The sequence below is a fragment of the Jiangella alkaliphila genome (genome assembly GCF_900105925.1).
GTDB lineage: Bacteria > Actinomycetota > Actinomycetes > Jiangellales > Jiangellaceae > Jiangella > Jiangella alkaliphila.
In genome coordinates this window covers 2670081-2691526 of record NZ_LT629791.1, presented here as the reverse complement: position 1 = coordinate 2691526, position 21446 = coordinate 2670081, and the positions used below count along the sequence as shown (strand labels likewise).

The following is a 21446-nucleotide window of genomic DNA, read 5'->3' as shown; positions in this document are numbered from 1 at the left end:
CCCCGGTGTCCGCCCAGGACACCGGGGCCGCACTCGTCCCCGGGCGCCCCGGCGTAGCAGGATGGAACCATGGCACTGGCAGCGACGAGTCCCGCGATGGTCGGCCGGAGCGACCAGCTCGACGGCCTGCGGTCGGCGCTGGCCTCTGCCACCGGCGGCGTCCCGGTCACCGTGGTGCTGGGCGGTGAGGCCGGCGTCGGCAAGACCCGGCTGGTGACGGAGTTCGCGGCCGAGGCCGAACGCGGCGGCGCCCGGGTGATCGTCGGCCAGTGCGTGAACCTCGGCGGCGACGGGCTGGCGTACGCGCCGATCACCGGCGCGCTGCGCGAGCTGGCCGGTCAGCTCGGCGCCGACGCGCTGCTGGCCGCCGCCGGCCCGGGACGGGCCGCGCTGACCAGCCTGCTGCCCGACCTCCCCCACGACGGCGACCAGCCGGCCGGCACCAGCCAGGGCCGCGTCTTCGAGGCGGTCACTGGGCTGCTCGAGCACGTCGCCGCCGACCGCCCGCTGGTGCTGGTGCTCGAGGACCTGCACTGGGCCGACCGCGCCACCCGCCAGCTGCTCGGGTTCGCGGTCCGCGCGCTGGGCAGCGCCCGCGTGCTCATCGTCGGCACCTACCGCAGCGACGAGCTGTCCCGCGACCATCCGCTCCGGCAGCTGCTGGCCGAGCTGGAACGGGTCCGGACGGTGCACCGCATCGACCTGCCGCGGCTGACCGAGCACGAGGTCGCCGAGCAGCTCACCGGTCTGGCCGGAGCGCCGCCGCCGGTCGACGCCGTCCGCCGCATCCACGCCCGCAGCGAGGGCGTGCCGTTCTTCGTCGAGCAGCTGTCCGACCTCGACGACGGCACGTCGCTGCCGGAGTCGCTGCGCGACCTGCTGCTCGTCCGGGTCGAGCAGCTGTCCGACGAGTCTCAGCGGCTGGTGCGGCTGCTCGCGGTCGGCAACGACCGGGTCGGGCACGACCTGCTGGCCGCCGTCGCGGCGGTCGACGCGGACGCGCTGGACCGCACGCTGCGCGAGGCGGTGTCGGCGAACGTACTGCGGGTCGACGGCGACGGCTACGCGTTCCGGCACGCGCTGGTCCGCGAGGCCGTCCACGCCGACCTGCTGCCTGGCGAGCACGCCCGGCTGCACGCGCTCTACGCGGCCACGCTGGAACGTCAGCTGGAGTCCGGCGCCGTGCCGCGCCGGGCGGTCACCGCCGAGGCGGCGCACCACTGGTTCTGCGCCCACGAGCACGAGAAGTCGTTCGCGGCCTCGCTCCAGGCGGCCGCCGAGGCGCGCTCGCTGTCCGCATACGGCGAGGCGCAGCGCAACTTCGAACGCGCGCTGGAGCTGTGGGACCAGATCCCCGAGGCCGCGGCGAAGGCCGGCTTCGACCACGCCGAACTGCTGGCCCGCACCGCCGCCGCCGCGAACAACGCCGGCGAGCTGGACCGCGCCCTCGCGCTGGTCGACGCCGCCCTGGCCGAGGTCCGGGCCGCCGCCGACGCCGTCGACCCCGGCCGCATCGCCCGGCTGCTGGGGTTCCGCGGCAGCCTGCTCAGCGAGCTGGGGCGGCCCGGCGCCACCGCGGAGGTCGAGCGGGCGCTGGCGCTGATCCCGGCCGACCCGCCCACGCCGCGGCGGGCCCGGCTGCTGCAGAAGTACGTCTCACGGCTGATGATGGACGGCCGGCAGGCGAACGCCGTCGCACTGGGCCGCGAGGCCGCCGCGCTGGCCCACCAGACCGGCGAGGCCGAGTCGGAGTTCCGCGCGTACGTCGTGCTCGGCCCGTGCCTGGTGCACTCCGGCCACGTCGACGAGGGCATGGAGGCGCTGGAGACGGCGCAGCGGCTGGCCGGCGAGCGGCCGGAGTGGCTGGTCAGCTACCACATCAACATGTCCGACTCGCTGCACCTGCTCGGCCGGTACGGCGAGGCCGAGGAGGTCGCGGAGCAGGGCATCGACCGCGCCGGGGCGGTCGGCCTGGCCCGCACGCTCGGGACCATGCTGGCCGGCAACGCCGCCGAGCCGCTGCTCGCGCTGGGCCGCTGGGACGAGGCCGACAAGGTCATCGTCCGAGCCCTCGAGCTCGATCCGCCCGGTCGGCACGTCTGGCACCTGTCCGTGCTGCGGTCGTGGCTGGCGCTGTGGCGCGGCGACGCCGAGGCCGCGTCGCGGTTCGCGGCGCTGGTGCACGACCGGCTGGCCGGCCACGACCCCGGGCCCCAGTACGTGCTGCCGGCGACCCGCGCGGCCGCCGAGGCGGCGCTCGGCCGCGGCGAGCCGGACCTCGCCTGGCAGCTCATCCGCGCCGCCGTCGACGCGTCGCCCGGCCAGCAGTACGGCTACGAGCTGCCGCTGCTCGGGGCGGCCGGCTGGGCGCTGGAGGCGCGCGCCCGCGCCGACGTCGAGGCTGACGTCGAGGCCGATGCCGACTGGCTGCGCGGCCGGTTGGAGCCGATCGGCGACTGGGGACCGGCGCCGGCCTGGACGCCGATGGTCCGCGCCCATCTCAGCAGCCTGGACGGACCGGCGCCGGACGCCTGGCGCGCCGCGCTGGACGCGGTCGAGGCCGCCGAGGGCCCGGCGCACCTGCGGCCATTCGCCGGCTACCGGCTGGGCGAGGCGTACGTCCTGCTCGGCGACCGCACCGCCGCCGCGGAGCCGCTGCGCCGGGCGGCCGACGAGGCCGACCGGCTCGGGGCCGGGCTGATCCGGCGTTGGATCGACGACCTCGTGCGCCGCGCCCGGCTGGGCCTGGCGCCGTCCACGCCCGACGGCCAGGCCGCCGCGTCGTTCCCGGCGCTGACCGACCGCGAGCGCGAGGTGCTGCGCCTGGTCGCGGCCGGGCGCAGCAACCGGCAGATCGGCGAGGAGCTGTTCATCAGCACCAAGACCGCCAGCGTGCACGTGTCGAACATCCTGGCCAAGCTGAGCGTGTCGGGCCGCGGCGAGGCCGCGGCCCGCGCGCACCGCGAGGGACTGCTGGACGATCCAGCCGCTCGTAGCGTCAGTTGACCGGGCCACCGATGCCCAGGTTCTCGGGGTCTTCCATATCGCCCTGCGACCGGTGCAGCCGCCGGTTGACCAGCCACGTGACGAACCACAGCACGACGCCGATGGCCAGCAGGATGCCGGCGATGCGGTACTGCTCGTTGTCGCGGCCGGTGAGCGGCGTGGCCAGGTAGGCGCAGGTGATGGCGCCGATGATCGGGATGACCGTCGGCGTGCGGAAGTGCTTGTGCTCGACCGGGTTGCGCCGCAGCACCAGCACGGCGACGTTGACGACCGAGAAGACCGCGAGCAGCAGCAGCGCCGTCGTGCCGCCGAGCGCGGGGACCTCGCCGACGAACGTGATGAGGCCGACCGCCAGCACCGTCGTGAAGATGATCGCCACCCACGGCGTGCGCCGGCCCGGATGCACCCGGCCCAGCGGCCCGGGCAGCACCCGTTCGCGGCTCATGCCGTAGACGAGCCGGCTGGCCATCAGCATGTTGATCAGCGCGGAGTTGGCGACGGCGAACATCGTGATGAAGGCGAAGATCTTCAACGGGAAGCCGGGCGCGCCGGCCTCGACCACCTGGAGCAGCGGGGTGTCGCCCTCGCCGAGCTGGTCGACCGGGACCAGCGCGACCGAGGAGATCGCGACCAGCACGTAGATGATGCCGGTGATGATCAGGCCGGTCAGCATGACCTTGGGGAAGATCCGCACCGGATCCTTGCACTCCTCGGCCATGTTGACGGAGTCCTCGAACCCGACCATGGCGAAGAAGGCCAGCGCCGTCGCCGCGGTGACCGCGCCGAACACGCCCTGGCCCTGGGTGTCGAACTCGGTGACGCGCGACAGGTCGGCGTCGCCGCCGCCGATGGCCCACAGGCCGATCATGATGATGATCAGCAGGCCGGTCAGCTCGACGCAGGTGAGCACGACGTTGGCCTTGACGCTCTCGCCGACGCCGCGGAAGTTCACCGCCGCGACCAGCAGGATGAACAGCAGCGCGACGCCGGTGATGCCGACGCCGGTGCTCAGCTCGACGTCGAAGGCCTCGGACAGGTTCGACGCGAACGCGCGCGACGCCGTCGACGCCGACGTGATGCCCGAGCACATGACCGTGAACGCGACGATGAACGTCACGAAGTGGATGCCGAACGCTTTGTGTGTATAGAGGGCGGCGCCGGCGGCCTGCGGGTACTTCGTCACCAGCTCGAGGTAGCTGAACGCGGTGAGGATGGCCACGATGAACGCGACCAGGAACGGCAGCCAGGCCGCCCCGCCCACCTCGGCGGCCACCTGGCCGGTGAGCGCGTAGACCCCGGTGCCGAGGATGTCGCCGACGACGAACAACAGCAGCAGGCTCGGGCCCATCACCCGTTTCAGGCTGGGCTGTTCCGCGGGTTGGCGAGGAGCCTCTCCGGTCTGCACGGGCGCATCTGCCATGTGCCGCCTCCAATCGGTTGCCTTGGTCTACCTCTTGGAGGGTGTGCGGCGCAAGCATCGACGCGGCAACTCAGTGCCCGGAATGTGGGAATTCCGGCGCTATTAGCGGCCCGCCGCCCGGCGCGTCTCCTCGGCCCTGGCCAGCACGGACATCACCTGGTCGAGGTCGTCGGTGACGGTGAGAAGGTCGGTGTCGACAGCCGAGATCTTCTTCTCCGCGACCAGCGTGTCACGAAGCCAGTCGACGAGCCCTTTCCAGTACGACTCACCGACCAGAATGATGGGGAATGCGGTCACCTTGTGCGTCTGGACGAGCGTCATCGCCTCGAACAGTTCGTCGAGCGTGCCGTAGCCGCCGGGGAACACCACGAAGCCCTGCGCGTACTTGACGAACATGGTCTTGCGGGCGAAGAAGTAGCGGAAGTTCACCGCGAGGTCGACGTACTCGTTGATGCCCTGCTCGAACGGCAGCTCGATGCCCAGCCCGACGGAGGTGCCGCCGGCCTCGTGGGCGCCCTTGTTGGCGGCCTCCATGATGCCCGGGCCGCCGCCGGTGATGACGGCGTAGTCGGCGCCCACCAGCCGGGCGCCGAGCTCGACGGCCAGCTCGTAGTACGGGTCGTCGGGCAGCGTTCGGGCCGAGCCGAACACGCTGATGGCCGAGCCGAGCTCGGCGAGCGCGCCGAAGCCCTCGATGAACTCGGACTGGATGCGCAGGACGCGCCAGGGGTCGGTGTGCACCCAGTCGGTGGGGCCGGCGGTGTCGAGCAGCCGCTGGTCGGTCGTCGTCACGTCGTACTGTTTCCCTCGCTTGATCACCGGCCCGGAGTGCTGCTCCGGCGGCCGTTCGAACTCCTCTTGTCCCGTCATCAGCGACACCACACCGGTCGGGCCACGCACGCCATGCTCACTCGCTCCAGTCCCTCTCGCTCTCGACCGACGACTCGTGGGAGCCTCCGGCCCCCAGTCCTCGCCGGTGTGCGCGGCCCTCCACTGGCGCCAGGGTAGTCAGCCACGCCCGCAGCCGTGTCTCACAGGTGACGATCTCAGCCACGTCGACGCGCTCGTCGTCGGCGTGCGCGAGCTGCGGGTCGCCGGGGCCGTAGTTGACCGCCGGGACGCCGAGCGCGTCGAACCGGGCGACGTCGGTCCAGCCGACCTTGGCCCGCGGCTCGCCGCCGACGGCCGCGACGAACGCGGCGGCGACCGGGCGGTCCAGGCCGGGCCGGGCGCCGGGCGCGGTGTCGAGCAGCCGCACGTCGTAGCCGTCGAGCACCTGCCGCACGTGGTCGAACGCCTCGGCCTCGGTCTTCGCGGGCGCGAAGCGGTAGTTGACGGTGACCTCGCAGCGGTCCGGGATGACGTTGCCGGCGATGCCGCCGCTGATGCCGACGGCGTTGAGCCCCTCGCGGTAGTCGAGGCCGTCGACGGTGACCGTGGCCGGCTGGTGGTCGGCCAGCCGCCGCAGCACCGGACCGGCCGCGTGGATGGCGTTGCTGCCCATCCACCAGCGGGCGCTGTGGGCGGCGGTGCCGGTGAGCTCGACGGCGACCCGCAGCGTGCCGTTGCAGCCGCCCTCGACGGCCGCCGACGTCGGCTCCATGAGCACCGCGAAGTCGGCCGCCAGCCAGTCGGGGTGCTCCCGCGCGACGCGGCCGAGGCCGTTGCGCTCGGCCTCGACCTCCTCGTTGTCGTAGAAGACGTAGGTGACGTCGCTGACCGGCGCCGGGACGTGCGCGGCCAGCCGCAGCCCGACCGCGACCCCGCCCTTCATGTCGACGGTGCCGCGGCCCCAGAGCACGCCGCCGTCGAGCCGGGTGGGCTGGTTGCCGGCGACCGGCACGGTGTCGAGGTGACCGGCCAGGACGACGCGGGTCGGCCGGCCCAGCGCCGTGCGGGCGACGACGGTGTCGCCGTGGCGGTCGACCCTGAGATGCCCGACGGAGCGCAGCGCGGCCTCGACGGCGTCGGCCAGCGGACCCTCCTCGCCGCTCGGGGACGCGAGGTCGCACAGGTGCGCCGTCAGCTCCGGCGCGGGGAGGTCGAGGTCCAGGAGAGTGCCCACAATCGCCTTAGCCTAGGCCGTGAAGGCGCAGAACTCGTTGCCCTCGGGGTCGGCCATGACGTGCCAGCCGATGTCGCCGCCGCGCGGCCGCAGCACCGTGGCGCCGCGCTCGGTCAGCAGGGCGATGTCGGGGACCTCGATGTCCCAGTGGATGCGGTTCTTCACCGTCTTCGGCTCGGGCACCGGGACGAAGCACAGGTAGTCGAACGGCAGCCGGCCGTCGCTCTCGAGCGCCGCGAAGTGCTCCTTCGGCTCGCGCTCGGGCACCAGGCCGAGCAGTTCGCCCCACCACGCCGACTGCGCATACGGGTCGGCGCAGTCGACCACCACTTCGTACAGCCGGCCGGGCAGTGAGCCCCGCTCGGGCCGCAGGAACGCGCAGAACTCGCCGCCCTCGGGATCGGCCATGACGTACCAGGAGATCTCGCCGTCGGGCTCACGCAGGACGGTGGCGCCGAGGATGAGCAGGCCGTCGAGGTCACCCACCTCGACGTCGAGGTGCACGCGGTTCTTCGCCGTCCTGGCCTCGGGCACGGCGTCGACCCAGACCTGCTCGCCTTCTTCTTCGCCCAGCAGATGCGTAGGATCGTGTGGGTCTGGCCGGCGGTGCAGCGCCGCCGCCCAGAACCCGGCGAGCCGGGGCTGGTCGCTGGCGTCGAGGCAGAGGGCCTGCCACGTGGCGAGGGGCGAGGTCTGGCTCATGGCGGCAACGTTAGCCGGGCACACCGAGACCCTGACCGCACGATACCCAAGCCTGGTGGACCCTGACGATCATGAGCTCCCTGCCGGCCGCTCCGCCCGACGACCAGCACCTGTGGTCGCGGGCGCGCCAGGGCGACCCGGCCGCGTTCGGTGAGCTGTTCACCCGGCACTCGACGGTGGTCTACAACCACTGCTTCCGGCTCACCGGCAGTTGGAAGATCGCCGAGGACCTCACCTCGGTCGTCTTCCTCGAGGCCTGGCGCAAGCGCGACGACGTCGTCGCCGAGGCCGGGTTCGTGCCGTGGCTGCTGAGCCTGGCCGGCCGGGTGGCGGGCAACAGCACGCGCGCCGTCCGCCGGCACCGCCGGCTGCTGGCCAAGCTGCCACCCGCGGTCATCGCGGGCGGCGCCGCCGACGCCGCGCCGCGGCATGACCCCGCCGACGCCGCGGCCCGGGCCGACGACGAACGGCACATGAAGCAGGTCCTGCGGGTCTTCCGGCGGCTGCCGAAGCAGGAGCAGGAGGTGCTCGCCCTGTGCGTCTGGGGCGAACGCACCTACGCCGAGGCCGCCGTCGCCCTCGGAATCCCCGTCGGCACAGTACGCTCGCGTCTGGCGCGAGCCCGAGCTCACATGGAGCGGCTCACCGAGGCCGCGGCCACGAAGACAGCCGAGCCGCGACCCGGCTCGCGCCCCGAAGGAGCGCACCACACATGAGTTCCACCGGCCTGAACCTCGCGTTCGACCTGCCGCAGCGGCGGGAGCTGCCCGCCGACCGGCGCGACGCCATGCGCCGCCTGCTCGAGGACGCCGTCGCCGCCCGGCCGCGGCCCCGCCTGCGGCCCGCGCTGCGGCGTCCGCAGGTCCGGCCGGTGCTGTGGCCCGCGGCCGGCCTGGTCGCGGCGTCCGCGGTGGCCGCGGCGGTCCTCGTCGTGAGCAACCTGGGGTCCGACGGCGCCGACACCGCCTACGCGGCCACGCCGCCGGTGCTGGCCGCCGAGCTGGCCATGGGGCAGCCGGCCGCGACGGAGCTCCGCTCGCTGGCCACGACGGCCGCGCAGCCGCAGGTGTCGGCCTACGCCGCCGCCGACACCGTCACCACCGAGAGCTGGCTGCTGACGGTCACCGAGACGGGCGCCGCCGACGCACCGCCGGCCGAGGGCCGCGCGCCGGTCGAGGGCGCCGCTGCGAGCCTGGCGCTGGGCGCGCCGGCCGTCACCTCCGCCGTCGTGCCGGTGCTGCGTGAGCAGCGGTTCCTGGCCGACGGCTCGGTGCACGTCCGCGAGACGCAGGGCGAGGCGCGGTTCCCGACCGCGGAGTGGAGCGAGGCCGACGCCGCCGCGACCCCCGGCACCCTCCTGCTCGACGAGACCATCCCGGCCGGCGGCCTGGCCTCGGCCTACCCGGAGCTGCTGGCCACCGACCCCGCCGCGCTGCGGGCGCAGCTGCTCGCCGTCTGGCCGCAGGCCGGCGACCCCGCCGCGGCGCTGTTCCAGGCGCTGCACGAGGTCGCCTCGACCCGGGTGGTGGACGCCTCGGTGCAGGCCGCGGCGCTGACCATGCTCGCCGACGAGCCCGGCGTCGTGGCGCTCGGCGAGACCACCGACCGCCGCGGCCGGGTGGCCGTCGCGTTCGGCACCGACAGCGACGACACCGGGCTGGACCGCCGCCACGTGCTCATGCTCGACCCCCAGACGGGCCGGCTGCTCGGCTACGAGGAGGTCCTCACCGGCGACACCGGCGGCCTCGACGTCGAGGCGCCGGTGGTCGCCACGTACACCGTCTTCCTCTGACGGTCTCTGACGGCGGGCGCCCGGTCAGGCGCTGGTGCAGCTCCAGTAGCTCATCCGGTTGTCGGCGGAGGCGCCGACGTAGGTGTCGCTGGCGCCCGGCGTCATCGTCCACAGCCGGGACCCGCCGAGGTAGTCGTAGGCGTGGTAGTTGCGGCCGGAGTTGCGGTTGACCCACGACGTCGCGGTGTTGTCGAACCCGTACGTGCTGGCGTAGGCCGAGCAGGTGCTGGAGAACTGGTACCGGGCGCCGTCGAAGTTGGTCGCCGTGTAGAAGCAGTAGTAGCCGGACGGGCAGCTCGACGCGCTGCCGCGGGCCTCCGCCGCGCCCGCCGGCCCGGCCAGGCCGGCCAGCTCCGTCACGCCGAGCGCCTCGACCACATCGGAGCGCACGTTGTCGCCCAGCCCGTGCGGCGCCGCGTCGTCGCCGGGGCTCGGCCATACCGCGATGACCCCGCCGTCGTCCCAGGCCATGGCGTTGTCCGAAAGCTGCACGCCGCCCGGCTGCTGCTCCAGAGCGGCCGCCATCTCGGCCGCGAGCGGCCCCGTGGGCGCCGCCTCGCCGGCGACCGCGCCGCCGTGGGCACCGCCCGCCACCAGTACCGTCGTCGCTATCACCGCAAGGGTGCCCAGCAGCCGTCGTCGCACCATCCGGTGCCTCCCAGCTCTCGTGTTCCCATCGGCTCGCGACGCGGCGACCGCCACGCTCGCGCAGCCCCCGTGTTCCGTAGGCTGAGCCCATGACCGACGAGCGACGGGCATGGGGCTTCGGCCTGGCCACCATAGCCGCAGATGGAACGATCTTGGATGTTTGGTACCCATCGCCGGCTCTCGGCAAACCGCCCATCTCGTCCGACGACGCCCTCGTCGAGCTGCGTGACCTGGAGGGCGACGACCGCGACCGTGAGGTCCGCCGGGCCGTCGTCGAGACCGAGATCGACCTCGACGCGCCGCCCGCCGACGCCCAGGACGCCTACCTCCGGCTGCACCTGCTGTCGCACCGCCTGGTCGCGCCGCACGGGCAGAACCTCGACGGCTTGTTCGCCGTGCTCAGCAACGTCGTGTGGACCAACGACGGCCCGTGCGTGGTCGAGGGGTTCGAGCGGACCCGGCTGCGGCTGCTGCGGCGCGGACCGGTCACGGTCTACGGCATCGACAAGTTCCCGCGCATGGTCGACTACGTCGTGCCCGCGGGGGTGCGCATCGCCGACGCCGACCGCGTCCGGCTCGGCGCCCACCTCGCCGCCGGCACCACCGTCATGCACGAGGGGTTCGTGAACTTCAACGCCGGCACGCTCGGCTCGTCCATGGTCGAGGGGCGCATCTCCTCCGGCGTGGTGGTCGGCGACGGCTCCGACGTCGGCGGCGGCGCGTCGATCATGGGGACGCTGTCCGGCGGCGGCAAGCAGGTCATCAGCGTCGGGAAAGGCTGCCTCATCGGCGCCAACGCGGGCATCGGCATCTCGCTCGGCGACGGCTGCGTCGTCGAGGCCGGCTGCTACGTCACCGCCGGCACGAAGGTCGGGCTGCCCGACGGCCGGGTCGTCAAGGCGGTGGAGCTGTCCGGACGCGACGGCCTGCTGCTGCGCCGCAACAGCGTGACGGGCGCCGTCGAGGCCCTGGCCCGGTCCGGCGACTGGGGCGGGCTGAACGCCGTCCTGCACGCCAATTAGCGGCCGGACCACCCGGAACCGCGGGCCCGGCCACGGACGTTCTTCCAGTCAAATGAGTCGTGCTGCCCGCCTGACGGCCACCATCGGGACCCTGCTCGCCCTCGGCGGCTGCGTCGCCGCGCTGCTCATCTGGTGGGTGGGCGGCGACAACAACCCCCTGGTGCGCCGCAACGACTGCCGGGTCACCGTCGACGGCCGCACCGTGGCGCTGGCGCCCGAACAGGCCCGCCATGCCGCCACCATCGCCGCGGTGGCGCTGGAGCGCGAGCTGCCGGCGCGCGCCGTCACCATCGCGCTGGCCACGGCGTACCAGGAATCCGACATCTACAACATCGACTACGGCGACCGCGACTCCCTCGGGCTGTTCCAGCAGCGGCCGTCGCAGGGCTGGGGCACGCCTGAGCAGGTGCAGGACCCCGTCTACGCCGCGGGCGCCTTCTACGACGCGCTGGTCGACATCCCGAACTACCGCGACCTCGAGATCACCGTCGCCGCCCAGGAGGTGCAGCGCAGCGCGTTCCCCGACGCCTACGCCGACCACGAGGACGACGCGCGGGTGCTGGCGTCGGCGCTGACCGGCAACTCCGAGGCGGCGTTCTCCTGCGCGTTCCGGGCCGCCGACTACTCGGCGCAGGCCGAGGGCGAGGACGGGCTCACCGACCGCGCCCGGGCCGTCCGCGACCAGCTGGCCGGCAGGTTCGACGACCTCGACATCGGCGGCTTCGAGCCCGGCGGCGTCGACTCCGGTCACATCGAGGGGTCCGCGCACTACGACGGCCGCGCCCTGGACGTCATGTTCGAGCCGTACGACAACGCCGACGTGAACCGCCGCGGCTGGGCGGTGGCCCACTGGGCCGTCGCGAACGCACAGGAACTGGGCATAGCGACCGTGATCTACGACGACAGGATATGGTCGGCGCGCCGGTCCGACGAAGGTTGGCGCGAGTACACCCACCCGTCCGGTGCCACCACTGACGTCACCCTTCGCCACCTGGACCACGTCCACATCGACGTCGCGGAAGGGTCGTGAGCATGACGGGCAGTCCAGGCGGTGTCGTCGCGACGTCGCACACGCTGAGCACGCGCGCCGGCGTCCAGATCCTGCAGGCCGGCGGCAACGCCGTCGACGCCGCCATCGCCGCGTGCGCCGTCCAGGGCGTCGTCGCGCCGGAGACCTGCGGCGTCGGCGGCGACCTGTTCGCGCTGGTGCACCTGCCCGGCCACAGCACGCCACTGGCGCTGAACTCATCCGGCCGGGCGGGTTCCGGCGTCGACGCGGCGGCGCTGCGGGCGGCCGGGCTGGACGAGATCCCGCGCGCCCACCCGGCCGCGATCCCGGTGCCGGGCTGCGTCGACGGCTGGGCCACGCTGTCGTCGCGGCTGGGCAAGCTGGGGCTGGCGGCCGTGCTCGAGCCGGCCGTGCGGCTGGCGTCCGAGGGCTTCCCGGCCAACGACGAGCTGGTCGCGGCGTTCCGGGCCAGTGCCGCGTCGCTCGCCGGGGTCGAGGCCGCGGCACCGATGCTGGCGGCGTCGCGCGGCGCGACGGTGGTCCGGTCGCAGCTGGCCGCGACGTTGCGGCTGGTGGCCGACGGCGGCCGCGCGGCGTTCTACGAGGGCGCACCCGGCCGGGCCATCAGCGCCGCCGTCGACGGCGTCATCACCGCCGACGACCTGCGCCACGACCAGGCCGACTGGGTCGACCCGCTGTCCGTGGACGTGTGGGGCAGCACCGGCTGGACCGTCCCGCCGAACTCGCAGGGCTACCTCGGCATCGGCGGCTGCGCCGTGCTGGAGCGGCTCGGCTGGGCCGACGACCCCGCCGACCCGCAGTCCTGGCACCTGCAGATCGAGGCGCAGCGGGCGCTGGCCGCCGACCGCGACGACCTCGCCGTCGACCCCGGCCGGGTCCCGGTGCCGCTCGACCGCCTCCTCGACGCCGCCCGCCTGGACACCGTCGCCGCCTCCGTCGACCCCGGCGCGGCCCGCGAGCGGCACTCGGCCGCGCCGGCCGCCGGCGGCACCGCCTACCTGTGCGTCGTCGACGGCGACGGCATGGCCGTCTCGCTGATCCAGTCCAACTTCCACGGCATCGGGTCGCTGGTCGGCGCCGGAGCGGCCGGGTTCCTGCTGCACGACCGCGGCCGCGGCTTCTCGCTGATCCCGGACCACCCGGGCGAACTGGCGCCGGGCCGGCGGCCACTGCACACGCTGTCGCCGTCGCTGTGGACCCGCGGCGAGCGGCTGGCGATGGTCCTCGGCGCCCGCGGCGGCCACGTGCAGCCGCAGCTGGTGCAGCAGGTCGCCGCGTTCGTGCTGGGCGCCGGGCTGGACCCGGACGAGGCCCAGGCGCGGCCGCGGTGGACGATCGAGCCGCCCGAGGGCCCGACCGGCGCGCCGGTGCCGTCCGGTTCGCGGGTGCGGGTCGAGCCCGACGTGCCCGCCCGAGTCGTCGACGGCCTGCGCCGACGCGGCCACGAGGTCGTCCCGGTCGACGGCCCGCAGCCCGGCTGGGGCCCGGTCTCCGTCATCCAGGTCGACGACGCCGGCTGGCGGCTGTCCGCCCGCGATCCCCGGGTCGCGACGACGGCGGTCGCGACGGCCTGACCCCGCGGACGATTTTCCCCTCTCCCTTCTGGGCCTCGTCGCTCGCTGGGACCGTGCGGTCGGTCTCCAGTAGGTTAGGGAGATCATGAGCGACCCCACCCCGCCGCCTCCGCCCCCGCCGTCGTCCTCCAGCAACGGTGGCCCGCGAACCGCGCTCTGGCAGGTCGCCACGGCCATCGCGCTCGCCGTCGGACTGGTGCTTGCCGGCGTCACGTACCTGGTCATGGACCAGCGGGTCGACGACGCGCGGGCCGAGCGCGACGCCGCGCGCGAGGAGCTGGCCGCGGCGGAGGAGTCGTCGGAGTCGTCCGGGCTCGGCGGCCTCGAGGACCTGCTCGGCGGGTCCGAGGAGGGCGGCCTCGGCGGGCTGGAGGACCTGCTCGGCGAGGGCGGTCTGGAAGGGCTGCTCGGCGACATGGGCGGCATGGGCGAGTTCGACCCGATCCTGCTGCAGTGCCTCGGCTCCGGCGGGCTCGGCCTCGGCGGCTCCGACTCCATCCCCGACGCCGACGTCGAGACGCAGGTCGCCGCCATCGCGCAACTGGTCGAGGAGGAGCGCGGGCTGCCCGCCGGCGACGACGTCGACATCGAGTTCGTCAGCCTCGACGAGGTGCAGCGGCGGGCGGTCGAGATCACCCAGGAGGAGCTCGACCCCGAGCGGGCCGCCGTCGACTCCCGGCTGCTGGCCGCACTGGGCGCCGTCGAGCCCGGCACCGACCTCGCGCAGGCCCAGCTCGACGCGCTCGACGCCGGCGTGGGCGGGTTCTACGACCCCGAGACGGGGCAGCTGGTCATCGGCTCGGAGGAGATGGACGGCCTCGGCGCGCTGATCACCGCTCACGAGCTGGTGCACGCGCAGGCCGACGCCGCCATGGGGCTGCCCGACCAGGAGGCCATCGCCACCGAGTCCGGGTCCGACGCCGCCTACGCCGCGCTCAACGCCGTCGAGGGCGACGCCTCGCTGTACAGCCAGCAGTTCGTCGGCCAGCACCTGCCGCTGGACGAGCTGCTCGCACTGCAGGAGGCGTCCGGCCAGACCACGGCCGACCTCGACGGGCTACCGCACTTCATCGCCCGCCAGCTGGAGTTCCCGTACGTCGAGGGCATGACGTTCACCTGCGACGTCTTCCTCGACGGCGGCTGGGAGGCGGTCGACGCCACCTACTCCGAGGTGCCGACGACGACGGCACAGATCCTCTTCCCGGATCGCTACGACGCCGGAGAGGCCGCCGTCGACGTCCGCGCCCCGGTCGGGCCGGGCTGGCAGCAACTGCGCACCGACACGTTCGGCGCGGCCGACCTGCTGTTCCTCCTCGAGGCCCCGGGCGACGACGAGGCCGCGGCGCTGTCCGACCCGAAGGACCGCGTCGCCGCGTGGGCCGGCGGCGAGGTCACCGTCTGGGGCGACGGCGACGCCACGGCGGTCGGGCTGATGCTCGCCGACCGTGGCGACGAGGGCGCCACGCCGCTGTGCGAGACCATCACCGACTTCTACGCGGCCGCCTTCCCCGACGCGACCGCCACCGAGGACGGCGGCCGGACCATCTTCGCCGGGACGGACCAGTCCGCCGTGGTGGCGTGCTCCGGCTCCGAGGTCGCGCTGGGCATCGGCCCGGACGCGGCGACCGCGTCGGCCGCCGTCAGCTGACCCCGTCGTCGAGCCCCTTTGCAATGAGCACCTATACGCACCATCGCCGCGTGGTGCGTATAGGTGCTCATTGCAAGGGCGGTCCGACAGGCTCCGCCACTGCCCCGCGGCGTGCCGCAGGCGGGCGGACTGGCGGCCGTCAGCTGAGCAGGCGCTTGACGGCGGCGTCGACGCGCTCGTCGGTCGCCGTCAGGGCGATGCGGACGTGCGAGCCGCCGGTGGCGCCGTAGAACGAGCCCGGCGCGACCAGGATGCCGCGGCCGGCCAGCCGGTCGACGGTGTCCCAGCACGGCTCGTCGAGGGTCGCCCACAGGTACAGGCCGGCGGTGGAGTCGTCGATGCGGAACCCGGCCTCGACCAGCGCCGCCCGCAGCACGTCGCGGCGGCGGGCGTAGCGTTCGCGCTGCACGTCGACGTGGGCGTCGTCGTCGAGGGCGGCCACCATGGCGGCCTGCACCGGCGTCGGCACCATGAACCCGCCCTGCTTGCGCACCTCGAGCACCTGACGGACCAGCGCGGGGTCACCCGCGACGAACCCGGCCCGGTACCCGGCCAGGTTGGACCGCTTCGACAGCGAGTGCACCGCCAGCAGGCCGTCGAGCGAGCCGCCGTTGACGGCGGGGTCGAGGACCGAGACCGGCCGCTCCTCCCAGCCCAGCTCGAGATAGCACTCGTCGGAGGCGACGACGGCGCCGCGCTCGCGCGCCCACTCGACCACCTTGGCCAGATGCGCCGCCGGCAGAACCCGGCCGTGCGGGTTGGCCGGCGAGTTCACCCAGATCAGCCCCACCCGGCGCGGCCCGAGCGCCGTGACGGAGTCGCTGGCGACCGGGTCGGCCCCCGCCAGCCGGGCGCCGATGTCGTACGTCGGGTAGGCGAGCTCCGGGAACACGACGGCGTCGCCCGGGCCCAGGCCGAGCAGCGTCGGCAGCCAGGCCACCAGTTCCTTCGAGCCGATGCTCGGGATGACGGCGCCGGGGTCGAGGCCCTGGGCGCCGGCCCGCCGGCCGAGCCAGCGCACGGCCGCCTCACGCAGCGCGGGCGTGCCCTGCGTCGTCGGGTAGCCCGGGGCGTCCGCCGCCGCGGCGAGCGCGCGACGGACCACCTCGGGCGTCGGGTCGACCGGCGTGCCGATGGAGAGGTCGACGATGCCGTCGGGATGCGCCGCCGCGCGCATCGCGTACGGGACGAGGGCGTCCCAGGGGAAGGCGGGCAGCTGAAGCCGCTGAGGCACCGGCTCAGGTCTCCTCGTGCTCCTGCGGGGGCAGTGCGGCGATCAGCGCATGGTCCTTGGCGATGGCGCCCAGCTTGGCAGCGCCGCCCGGCGAGCCGAGGTCGTCGAAGAACTCGACGTTGGCGGTGTAGTAACTCTTCCACTCACCGGGGACGTCGTCTTCGTAGAAGATCGCCTCGACGGGGCAGACCGGTTCGCACGCACCGCAATCGACGCACTCATCCGGGTGGATGTAGAGCATCCGCTCGCCCTCGTAGATGCAGTCGACCGGACACTCCTCGACGCAGGCGAGGTCCTTGAGGTCGACGCAAGGCTGCGCGATGACGTACGTCACGGCGGTGTCCTCCTATCGCAAGCCCATCCGGCGCACCGGTTCGGCTACTCATTCGTGCTCAGCCCTAGTATCGCGGTGCCCGTAATCCATCGTGCACCAAGGTCAGCCTATGAGACAGCCCAGTTCGAGTCAGAACCCGTCCGACCTGGTCGGACGGCGTGTCGTGGTCCGGTACCGCCTGCACGGCGACGAGTTCGGCGCCACGGACGTGCTCGGCGTGCTCGAAGCCGCGGGCGACGTCCTGCGCGTACGGCCCTCGCGTGGCGGCGACGTGGTCGCGGTGCCGGCGGGCGACGTCGTCGCCGTCAAGGAGATCCCGGAGCTGACGGTGACCCGCCGCGACGTCCGCGACCTCGAGGCCGCGGCGCTGCGCGGCTGGCGGGCGCTGGAGTCGGAGTGGAGCGGCGGCTGGCTGCTGCGCGCCGCCGGCGGGTTCACCGGCCGGGCCAACTCGTGCCTGCCGCTGGACGACCCCGGGCGGCCGCCGGCCGACGCCGTCGAACTGGTCGAGCGGTGGTACCGGTCGCGCGGGCTGATGCCGGCCTTCCAGGTGCCCGAGCCGCTCGGCCGGGCGCTCGGACCGGTCCTGGACGCGCGCGGCTGGCCGGCGCTGGAGGACCGGACGTTCGTCATGGTGGCGCCGGTGTCCGTCGTGCGCGGCTCGGAGCGGGCCGGGCTGCCGCCGGTCCGGGTCGACGACCGCCCCGACGACGACTGGCTGGCCGGCTACCACTACCGGGGCGGCGAGCTGCCGGCACACGCCGTCGACGTGCTGGTCAACACCGACACCGCCGGGTTCGCGTCGGTGGACGACGACGACGGCGTGCGGGTCGCGATCGCGCGGGGCGCGGTCACCGACGCGCCGAGCGGACGACGCTGGCTCGGGGTGACGGCGGTCGAGGTGGCGCCGTCGGCCCGGCGGCGCGGGCTGGGCGGGCACATCGTCGCCGGGCTGGCGGCGTGGGCCGACCGGCTCGGCGCCACCGACGTGTACCTGCAGGTCGCCGAGCCGAACGGGGCCGCCCGGGCGACGTACCGCAAGGCCGGCTTCGCCGAGCACCACGCGTACCACTACCGCCGGCTGCGCTGAGCCGGCGGGCAGTGGTCGCGCGTCACTCCTCGTCGCTGTCGCCGCCGCCCTGGCCGTTGTCCTCGCCCGGGTCCGGCCCGCAGATGACCCGGTGGTTCGGGTTGTACGTCCACGGGTCGGCCTCGTCCTTGACGAGGTTGCCGTCGGGGTCGAGCACCTGCCGGTACGACGTGATGCTGAAGCCCTGGCTGCCGCCCTGCGCGGAGCAGTTGTCGGACGTGTCGTAGATCGTCTGCGGCGACGTGTAGTTGGAGCGTTCCGACACCGACGTCTCGACCTGGAAGTACTCCGTGCTCCAGATCTTCACGTTGAGCGTGCCCTGGTTGCCGGACGTGCTCGGCGTGAAGGTGGTGTCGACGACGACGCCGTACGGGGTGTCGTTGGCGAAGCGCATGTCCTTCGACCCCCAGGCGACCGTGGCCTCCTGGCCGATCGGGTAGCGGTCGAAGTAGATCGAGTGCGGCCAGTGCTCGACGTCCTCGAGACCGGCCAGGAAGGCCGCGTGGAACGTCGTCGTCGCCACCTGCGAGACGCCGCCGCCGAGGGACTCCTCCAGCCGGCCGCCGTCGATGATGGTGCCGGTGGTGAAGCCGTTGGCCTCGGTGCGCTCGCCGACGATGCCGTTGAGGCTGAACTCGTCGCCGGGCAGCAGCAGCGTGTTGTCGATGCGCTCGGCCGCCGTGCCGATGTTGACGTTGCGGTAGTCGGCGTGCGGGAACCGGGTGGTGAATTCCGCGACCACCTCGGTGACGCCGAGCTCCTCGGCCGCGGCCGTCGTCAGCTCGGGGTCGACCTCGGTCAGCTCGACGGCGGCCTCGCGCGCGTCGCCCTCGGCCGTCAGCACCGGAAGCACCGCGGCGCTCAGCGTCTCGGGCGCGATGCCCATGCCGCGCTCGGCCGGCACGACGACCGGCTCGCCGCCCTCGATGGTGACGGTGGCGTCGCGGCCCTCCTGGCCCACCTCGGTCAGCAGGTCGCGCGCGACCTCCGTCAGCAGCGCGCCGTCGATGGCGGGCTGCAGCGTGCCGGCGTCGTCGGGGGCCATGGTGAGCGCCTGGCCGACGAGCTCGGCCGGCAGCTCGACGCTCTCCTCGCCCGCGACGACCGTCACTGGGGCGGACATCGCCGGCTCGGCGAACTCGGCGACGGCGCGCTGCACCTCGTCGGTGCTGACGGCCGGCTGCACCTCGTCGATGGCCAGCTGAACGTCGCCGACGGGCAGGCTGGACTCGGCGCCGAAGAACGCGCCCTGGAGCCGCTCGATGGTGGCGTCGAGGTTGACCGCGCGGCCCGGCTGCGGCTCGCTGGTGACGACCTCGCCGCCGTCGAACGCGACCGCGCCGTTCACCGGCTCGATGTCGGCCTGCGCGGCGATCTCGGTGAGCGCGGCCTCGAGCGTAGGCCGGTCGATGGCCGGGACCGGCGTGGTCTCGTCGCCGCCGAGCAGCGCCCGGAACAGCGAGACCGGGTTGGCGCTGCCGCCCGGCACCTCGTCGATCGTCGCCGCGACGTCGACCGTCATGCCCGCCGCCGACGGGACCACCTCGAACGAGGTCTCCTCGTCGCCGATGATCAGATGGAAGGGCTGGTCGACGAGGGCCGGCAGCTGCGCGGTGAGCGCCTCCTCGGCCTCCTCCGGCGACATGCCGCCGACCTCGATGCCCGCGACCGTCGCGCCCCGGGCCAGCGAGCCGCCGGCCACGGCGTAGGCGATGCCGTAGCCGATGCCCAGCACCACGACGACGCCGGCCACGACGAGCGCCGCCAGCTTGACCTTGTTGCGGCCGCCGGAGCCCGCGCCGTCGTCGTCGTTGCCGCCGCTGTCGTCGCCGCCGTTGCCGTTGCCGTCGCCGCGCTTGCCGGCGTTCTCCTTCAAGGCGGCCGCGGTGGCGGCCTGGCCGAAGGAACGCTGCTGCTGCCGCCTGGAGGCCCGGCCGGCCGTCGGGTCGGCTTCGGGGGCGGATGTGTCGGGGGTGGACGTGGGCGTGGCCGCGGCGCCGTCGGCGGCCAGGGCCGCGGCGAGGATCGCGGGCATGGCCGAGCCCGGCAACGTCGGGGCGTCGCCGAAGCCGAGCGCCTGGGTCGGCTGGTCGGCGTCGCCGCGGCCCGGAGCGGTGTAGATGCCGGCCGCACGCACGCCGGGCTCCGGCCGCGGCCGGGCCGGCTCGGCGGCAGGGGCGGCCTCGGTCGCCTCCGTGGCGTCGGCGGTGTCGGCGGCCTCGGGGGCTCGCTCGGCGGTGCGGTTGCTCTCGGAGCGGCCCTGCTCCGTGGCACCGGCACCCTCAGCGCTGCCCTGCGCGGCGGCGCCGGCGCCCTCAGCACGGTTCTGCTCGGCGGCACGGGCGGCCTCGGAGCGGCTCGGCTCGGTTGTCGCCGGCCGATCCTGCTCGCCGGTATCCGGCCGGCTCGGCTCGGGCGTCTCCGCACGGCCCCGCTCGGCCGCGTCCGGCGGTCCCCACTGCGCCCGGCGAGCGTCGTCGGCCGGTCGGGAGTCGACGGGCCGGCTCGGCTCGGGCGTCTCCGCACGGCCCCGCTCGGCCGCATCCGGCGGACCCCACTGCGCCCGGCGAGCGTCGTCGGCCTGCGCCGCCTCGGGCCGGGCCGAGTCGGCCGGCCGATCGGCGCTGGGCCGGTCCGCGGCGGACCGGGACCCGCCGTCGTCGGCGCCACCACCAGCGCCGCCACCACCAACACCACTACCAGCGGCAGCGGCCGCGGCGACCCCAGCCGTGGCGGCCGTCGCGGCAGCAGTGGAGCCGCCGCGGGTCTTGGCCGCACGGGCGTCCTGCACGACGCGGGGCTCCTCGTAGCGCTGGCCGTCCTCCTCGGCAGAGGCCTGACCGTCGCGGTCCTTGACGTTCGAGCGGCCGGGCGCGGGACGCTGCGCCGCGGCGGATCCGTTCGCCGGGGCACCCGCCCGCTGCTCCTCCGCGTCGCGGCGGGTGGCGGCCTCGGCCTGCTCGGCGGCGCGGGCCCGGGCACGGGCAGCCTGGGCGCCGGAGAACGCCTGCGCCGTGGCGGCGAACCGCGCTTCGTCGGCGGCGGGGCGGGCCTGCATCGCACCGGCGGCACGTGGCTCGGCCTGGATCGGCGGCAGCATCGACGGCTGCAGCGAGGCCGCGCCGAGCGGCGCCGACGTCGGGCGCTGGCGGGCGGGCAACGACGGAGCGTCGTCGCCGGCAGCGGGAGGCGCCTCAGCCTGGCGGGTCGGCGTCGCATCGCGGGGAGTCTCGGTACGACGGTCGTCGAGCGGACGGCGGCTGGTCTCCGGCCGCTGGGGCTCGCCGGACGGACGGGCGTCGGCGGAGCGCATCGCGCTCGGGCGCGCGTCGATGACCCGCGGCGGCGGCGTGACGGCCCTGACGCCCGGATCCGCCGCAGGGGCGTCCCCGGCGGGCCGAGCCGTCTTACGGGCCTGAGCCGCCGCCTCACGAGCCTGAGCCTCGGCCGTCTCGCGGGCCCGAGCCTCGGCGGCGGCCCGAGCCTCCGCGGCCGCCTGAGCCGCCGCGGCGGTCTGAGCAGCAGCGGCGGTCTGGGCGTCCGCCGCCGCGCGAGCCTTGGCCGCCCGCTTCTCGGCGAGCGCGGCCGCCGACGCGGCGATCTGGGTGCGCCGCACCGGCGCACCACCCCCGCCCGCGGCAGCGCCGGAACGCTCACCCTCGGCGGAGGCCGGTCGGGCGGGTGTGCCGTTCGTCTCAGTGGCGGGGTCGGCCGATGCGTTGCCGGACGGCTCGATAGGGTCGGCCGCAGACGTCACCGCCGACCCGTCGGCGGGCCGGCCGGGCTCGGCGCCGACCGCGTCGCCACGGTCAGTGGATGCGGCCGCGGCACCGCCCCGGCCAGGTGGGTTGTCGGTCACGCTTGGGCACCTATCGGTTTGA

General features: G+C 74.6%; 16 protein-coding genes. 8 read left to right on the top strand and 8 right to left on the bottom strand.

Annotated elements, in window-relative coordinates; genetic code table 11:
- Positions 1–69: 69 nt before the first annotated feature.
- Entirely contained in the window at positions 70–3006 is a 2937-nt protein-coding gene (locus BLV05_RS38190) for a helix-turn-helix transcriptional regulator (RefSeq protein ID WP_046769089.1), read from the top strand.
- Here the strand turns inward: BLV05_RS38190 and BLV05_RS12545 are convergent.
- From BLV05_RS12545 to BLV05_RS12530, 4 genes are all read right to left on the bottom strand, one after another.
- Positions 2999–4426 carry an APC family permease gene (locus BLV05_RS12545; RefSeq protein ID WP_046769090.1) on the bottom strand — a complete coding sequence of 476 codons (1428 nt, stop codon included), beginning with the start codon at positions 4424–4426 and terminating at the stop codon, positions 2999–3001. The two genes, BLV05_RS38190 and BLV05_RS12545, sit on opposite strands and share 8 nt — an antisense overlap.
- A 102-nt stretch (positions 4427–4528) precedes the next feature.
- Positions 4529–5296 (bottom strand): LOG family protein, encoded by a 768-nt coding sequence (locus BLV05_RS12540; RefSeq protein WP_046769167.1) that lies wholly within the window; start codon positions 5294–5296, stop codon positions 4529–4531.
- 37 nt (positions 5297–5333) lie between these two features.
- Positions 5334–6494 (bottom strand): succinyl-diaminopimelate desuccinylase, encoded by a 1161-nt coding sequence (gene dapE, locus BLV05_RS12535; RefSeq protein WP_082155263.1) that lies wholly within the window; start codon positions 6492–6494, stop codon positions 5334–5336.
- A 9-nt stretch (positions 6495–6503) separates the two neighbouring features.
- Positions 6504–7193 (bottom strand): VOC family protein, encoded by a 690-nt coding sequence (locus BLV05_RS12530; protein WP_046769091.1) that lies wholly within the window; start codon positions 7191–7193, stop codon positions 6504–6506.
- 71 nt (positions 7194–7264) lie between these two features.
- Here BLV05_RS12530 and BLV05_RS12525 point away from each other — a divergent pair, with 71 nt between their 5' ends.
- On the top strand, positions 7265–7909 hold the full coding sequence (locus BLV05_RS12525; protein ID WP_046769092.1) for an RNA polymerase sigma factor: 645 nt from the start codon (positions 7265–7267) through the stop codon (positions 7907–7909).
- Positions 7906–8985: a hypothetical protein gene (locus BLV05_RS12520; protein WP_046769093.1), complete on the top strand. Its 1080-nt coding sequence runs from the start codon at positions 7906–7908 to the stop codon at positions 8983–8985. Before BLV05_RS12525 ends, BLV05_RS12520 begins: the two co-directional genes overlap by 4 nt.
- Positions 8986–9009: 24 nt before the next feature.
- Here BLV05_RS12520 and BLV05_RS12515 read toward each other — a convergent pair whose 3' ends face one another.
- Positions 9010–9633 carry a peptidase inhibitor family I36 protein gene (locus tag BLV05_RS12515; protein ID WP_152690773.1) on the bottom strand — a complete coding sequence of 208 codons (624 nt, stop codon included), beginning with the start codon at positions 9631–9633 and terminating at the stop codon, positions 9010–9012.
- A gap of 89 nt (positions 9634–9722) precedes the next feature.
- Between BLV05_RS12515 and dapD the strand changes: the two genes are divergently transcribed.
- The 4 genes from dapD (at position 9723) to BLV05_RS12495 (ending at position 14907) form a co-directional block, all read left to right on the top strand.
- Entirely contained in the window at positions 9723–10655 is a 933-nt protein-coding gene (gene dapD / locus BLV05_RS12510; protein ID WP_046769095.1) for a 2,3,4,5-tetrahydropyridine-2,6-dicarboxylate N-succinyltransferase, read from the top strand.
- 52 nt (positions 10656–10707) lie between these two features.
- Entirely contained in the window at positions 10708–11685 is a 978-nt protein-coding gene (locus tag BLV05_RS12505) for a hypothetical protein (protein ID WP_046769096.1), read from the top strand.
- A gap of 2 nt (positions 11686–11687) precedes the next feature.
- Positions 11688–13259, top strand: a complete 1572-nt coding sequence (locus BLV05_RS12500) for a gamma-glutamyltransferase family protein (protein WP_046769097.1) — start codon at positions 11688–11690, stop codon at positions 13257–13259.
- An 85-nt stretch (positions 13260–13344) separates the two neighbouring features.
- Positions 13345–14907, top strand: coding sequence for a hypothetical protein (locus BLV05_RS12495; RefSeq protein WP_046769098.1), 1563 nt, complete (start codon positions 13345–13347; stop codon positions 14905–14907).
- A 139-nt stretch (positions 14908–15046) separates the two neighbouring features.
- On the opposite strand, the gene dapC is transcribed toward BLV05_RS12495, so the two are convergent.
- Positions 15047–16141, bottom strand: coding sequence for a succinyldiaminopimelate transaminase (gene dapC / locus BLV05_RS12490; RefSeq protein WP_267884870.1), 1095 nt, complete (start codon positions 16139–16141; stop codon positions 15047–15049).
- 4 nt (positions 16142–16145) lie between these two features.
- A complete protein-coding gene (gene fdxA, locus BLV05_RS12485) occupies positions 16146–16475 on the bottom strand; it encodes a ferredoxin (RefSeq protein ID WP_046769099.1) in 330 nt (109 codons plus the stop codon).
- 109 nt (positions 16476–16584) lie between these two features.
- On the opposite strand from fdxA, the gene BLV05_RS12480 reads away from it, so the two are divergent.
- A complete protein-coding gene (locus tag BLV05_RS12480; protein ID WP_046769100.1) occupies positions 16585–17565 on the top strand; it encodes a GNAT family N-acetyltransferase in 981 nt (326 codons plus the stop codon).
- A gap of 22 nt (positions 17566–17587) precedes the next feature.
- Here BLV05_RS12480 and BLV05_RS12475 read toward each other — a convergent pair whose 3' ends face one another.
- Positions 17588–21424 carry a VanW family protein gene (locus BLV05_RS12475; RefSeq protein ID WP_052762513.1) on the bottom strand — a complete coding sequence of 1279 codons (3837 nt, stop codon included), beginning with the start codon at positions 21422–21424 and terminating at the stop codon, positions 17588–17590.
- Between the last annotated feature and the right edge of the window lie 22 nt (positions 21425–21446).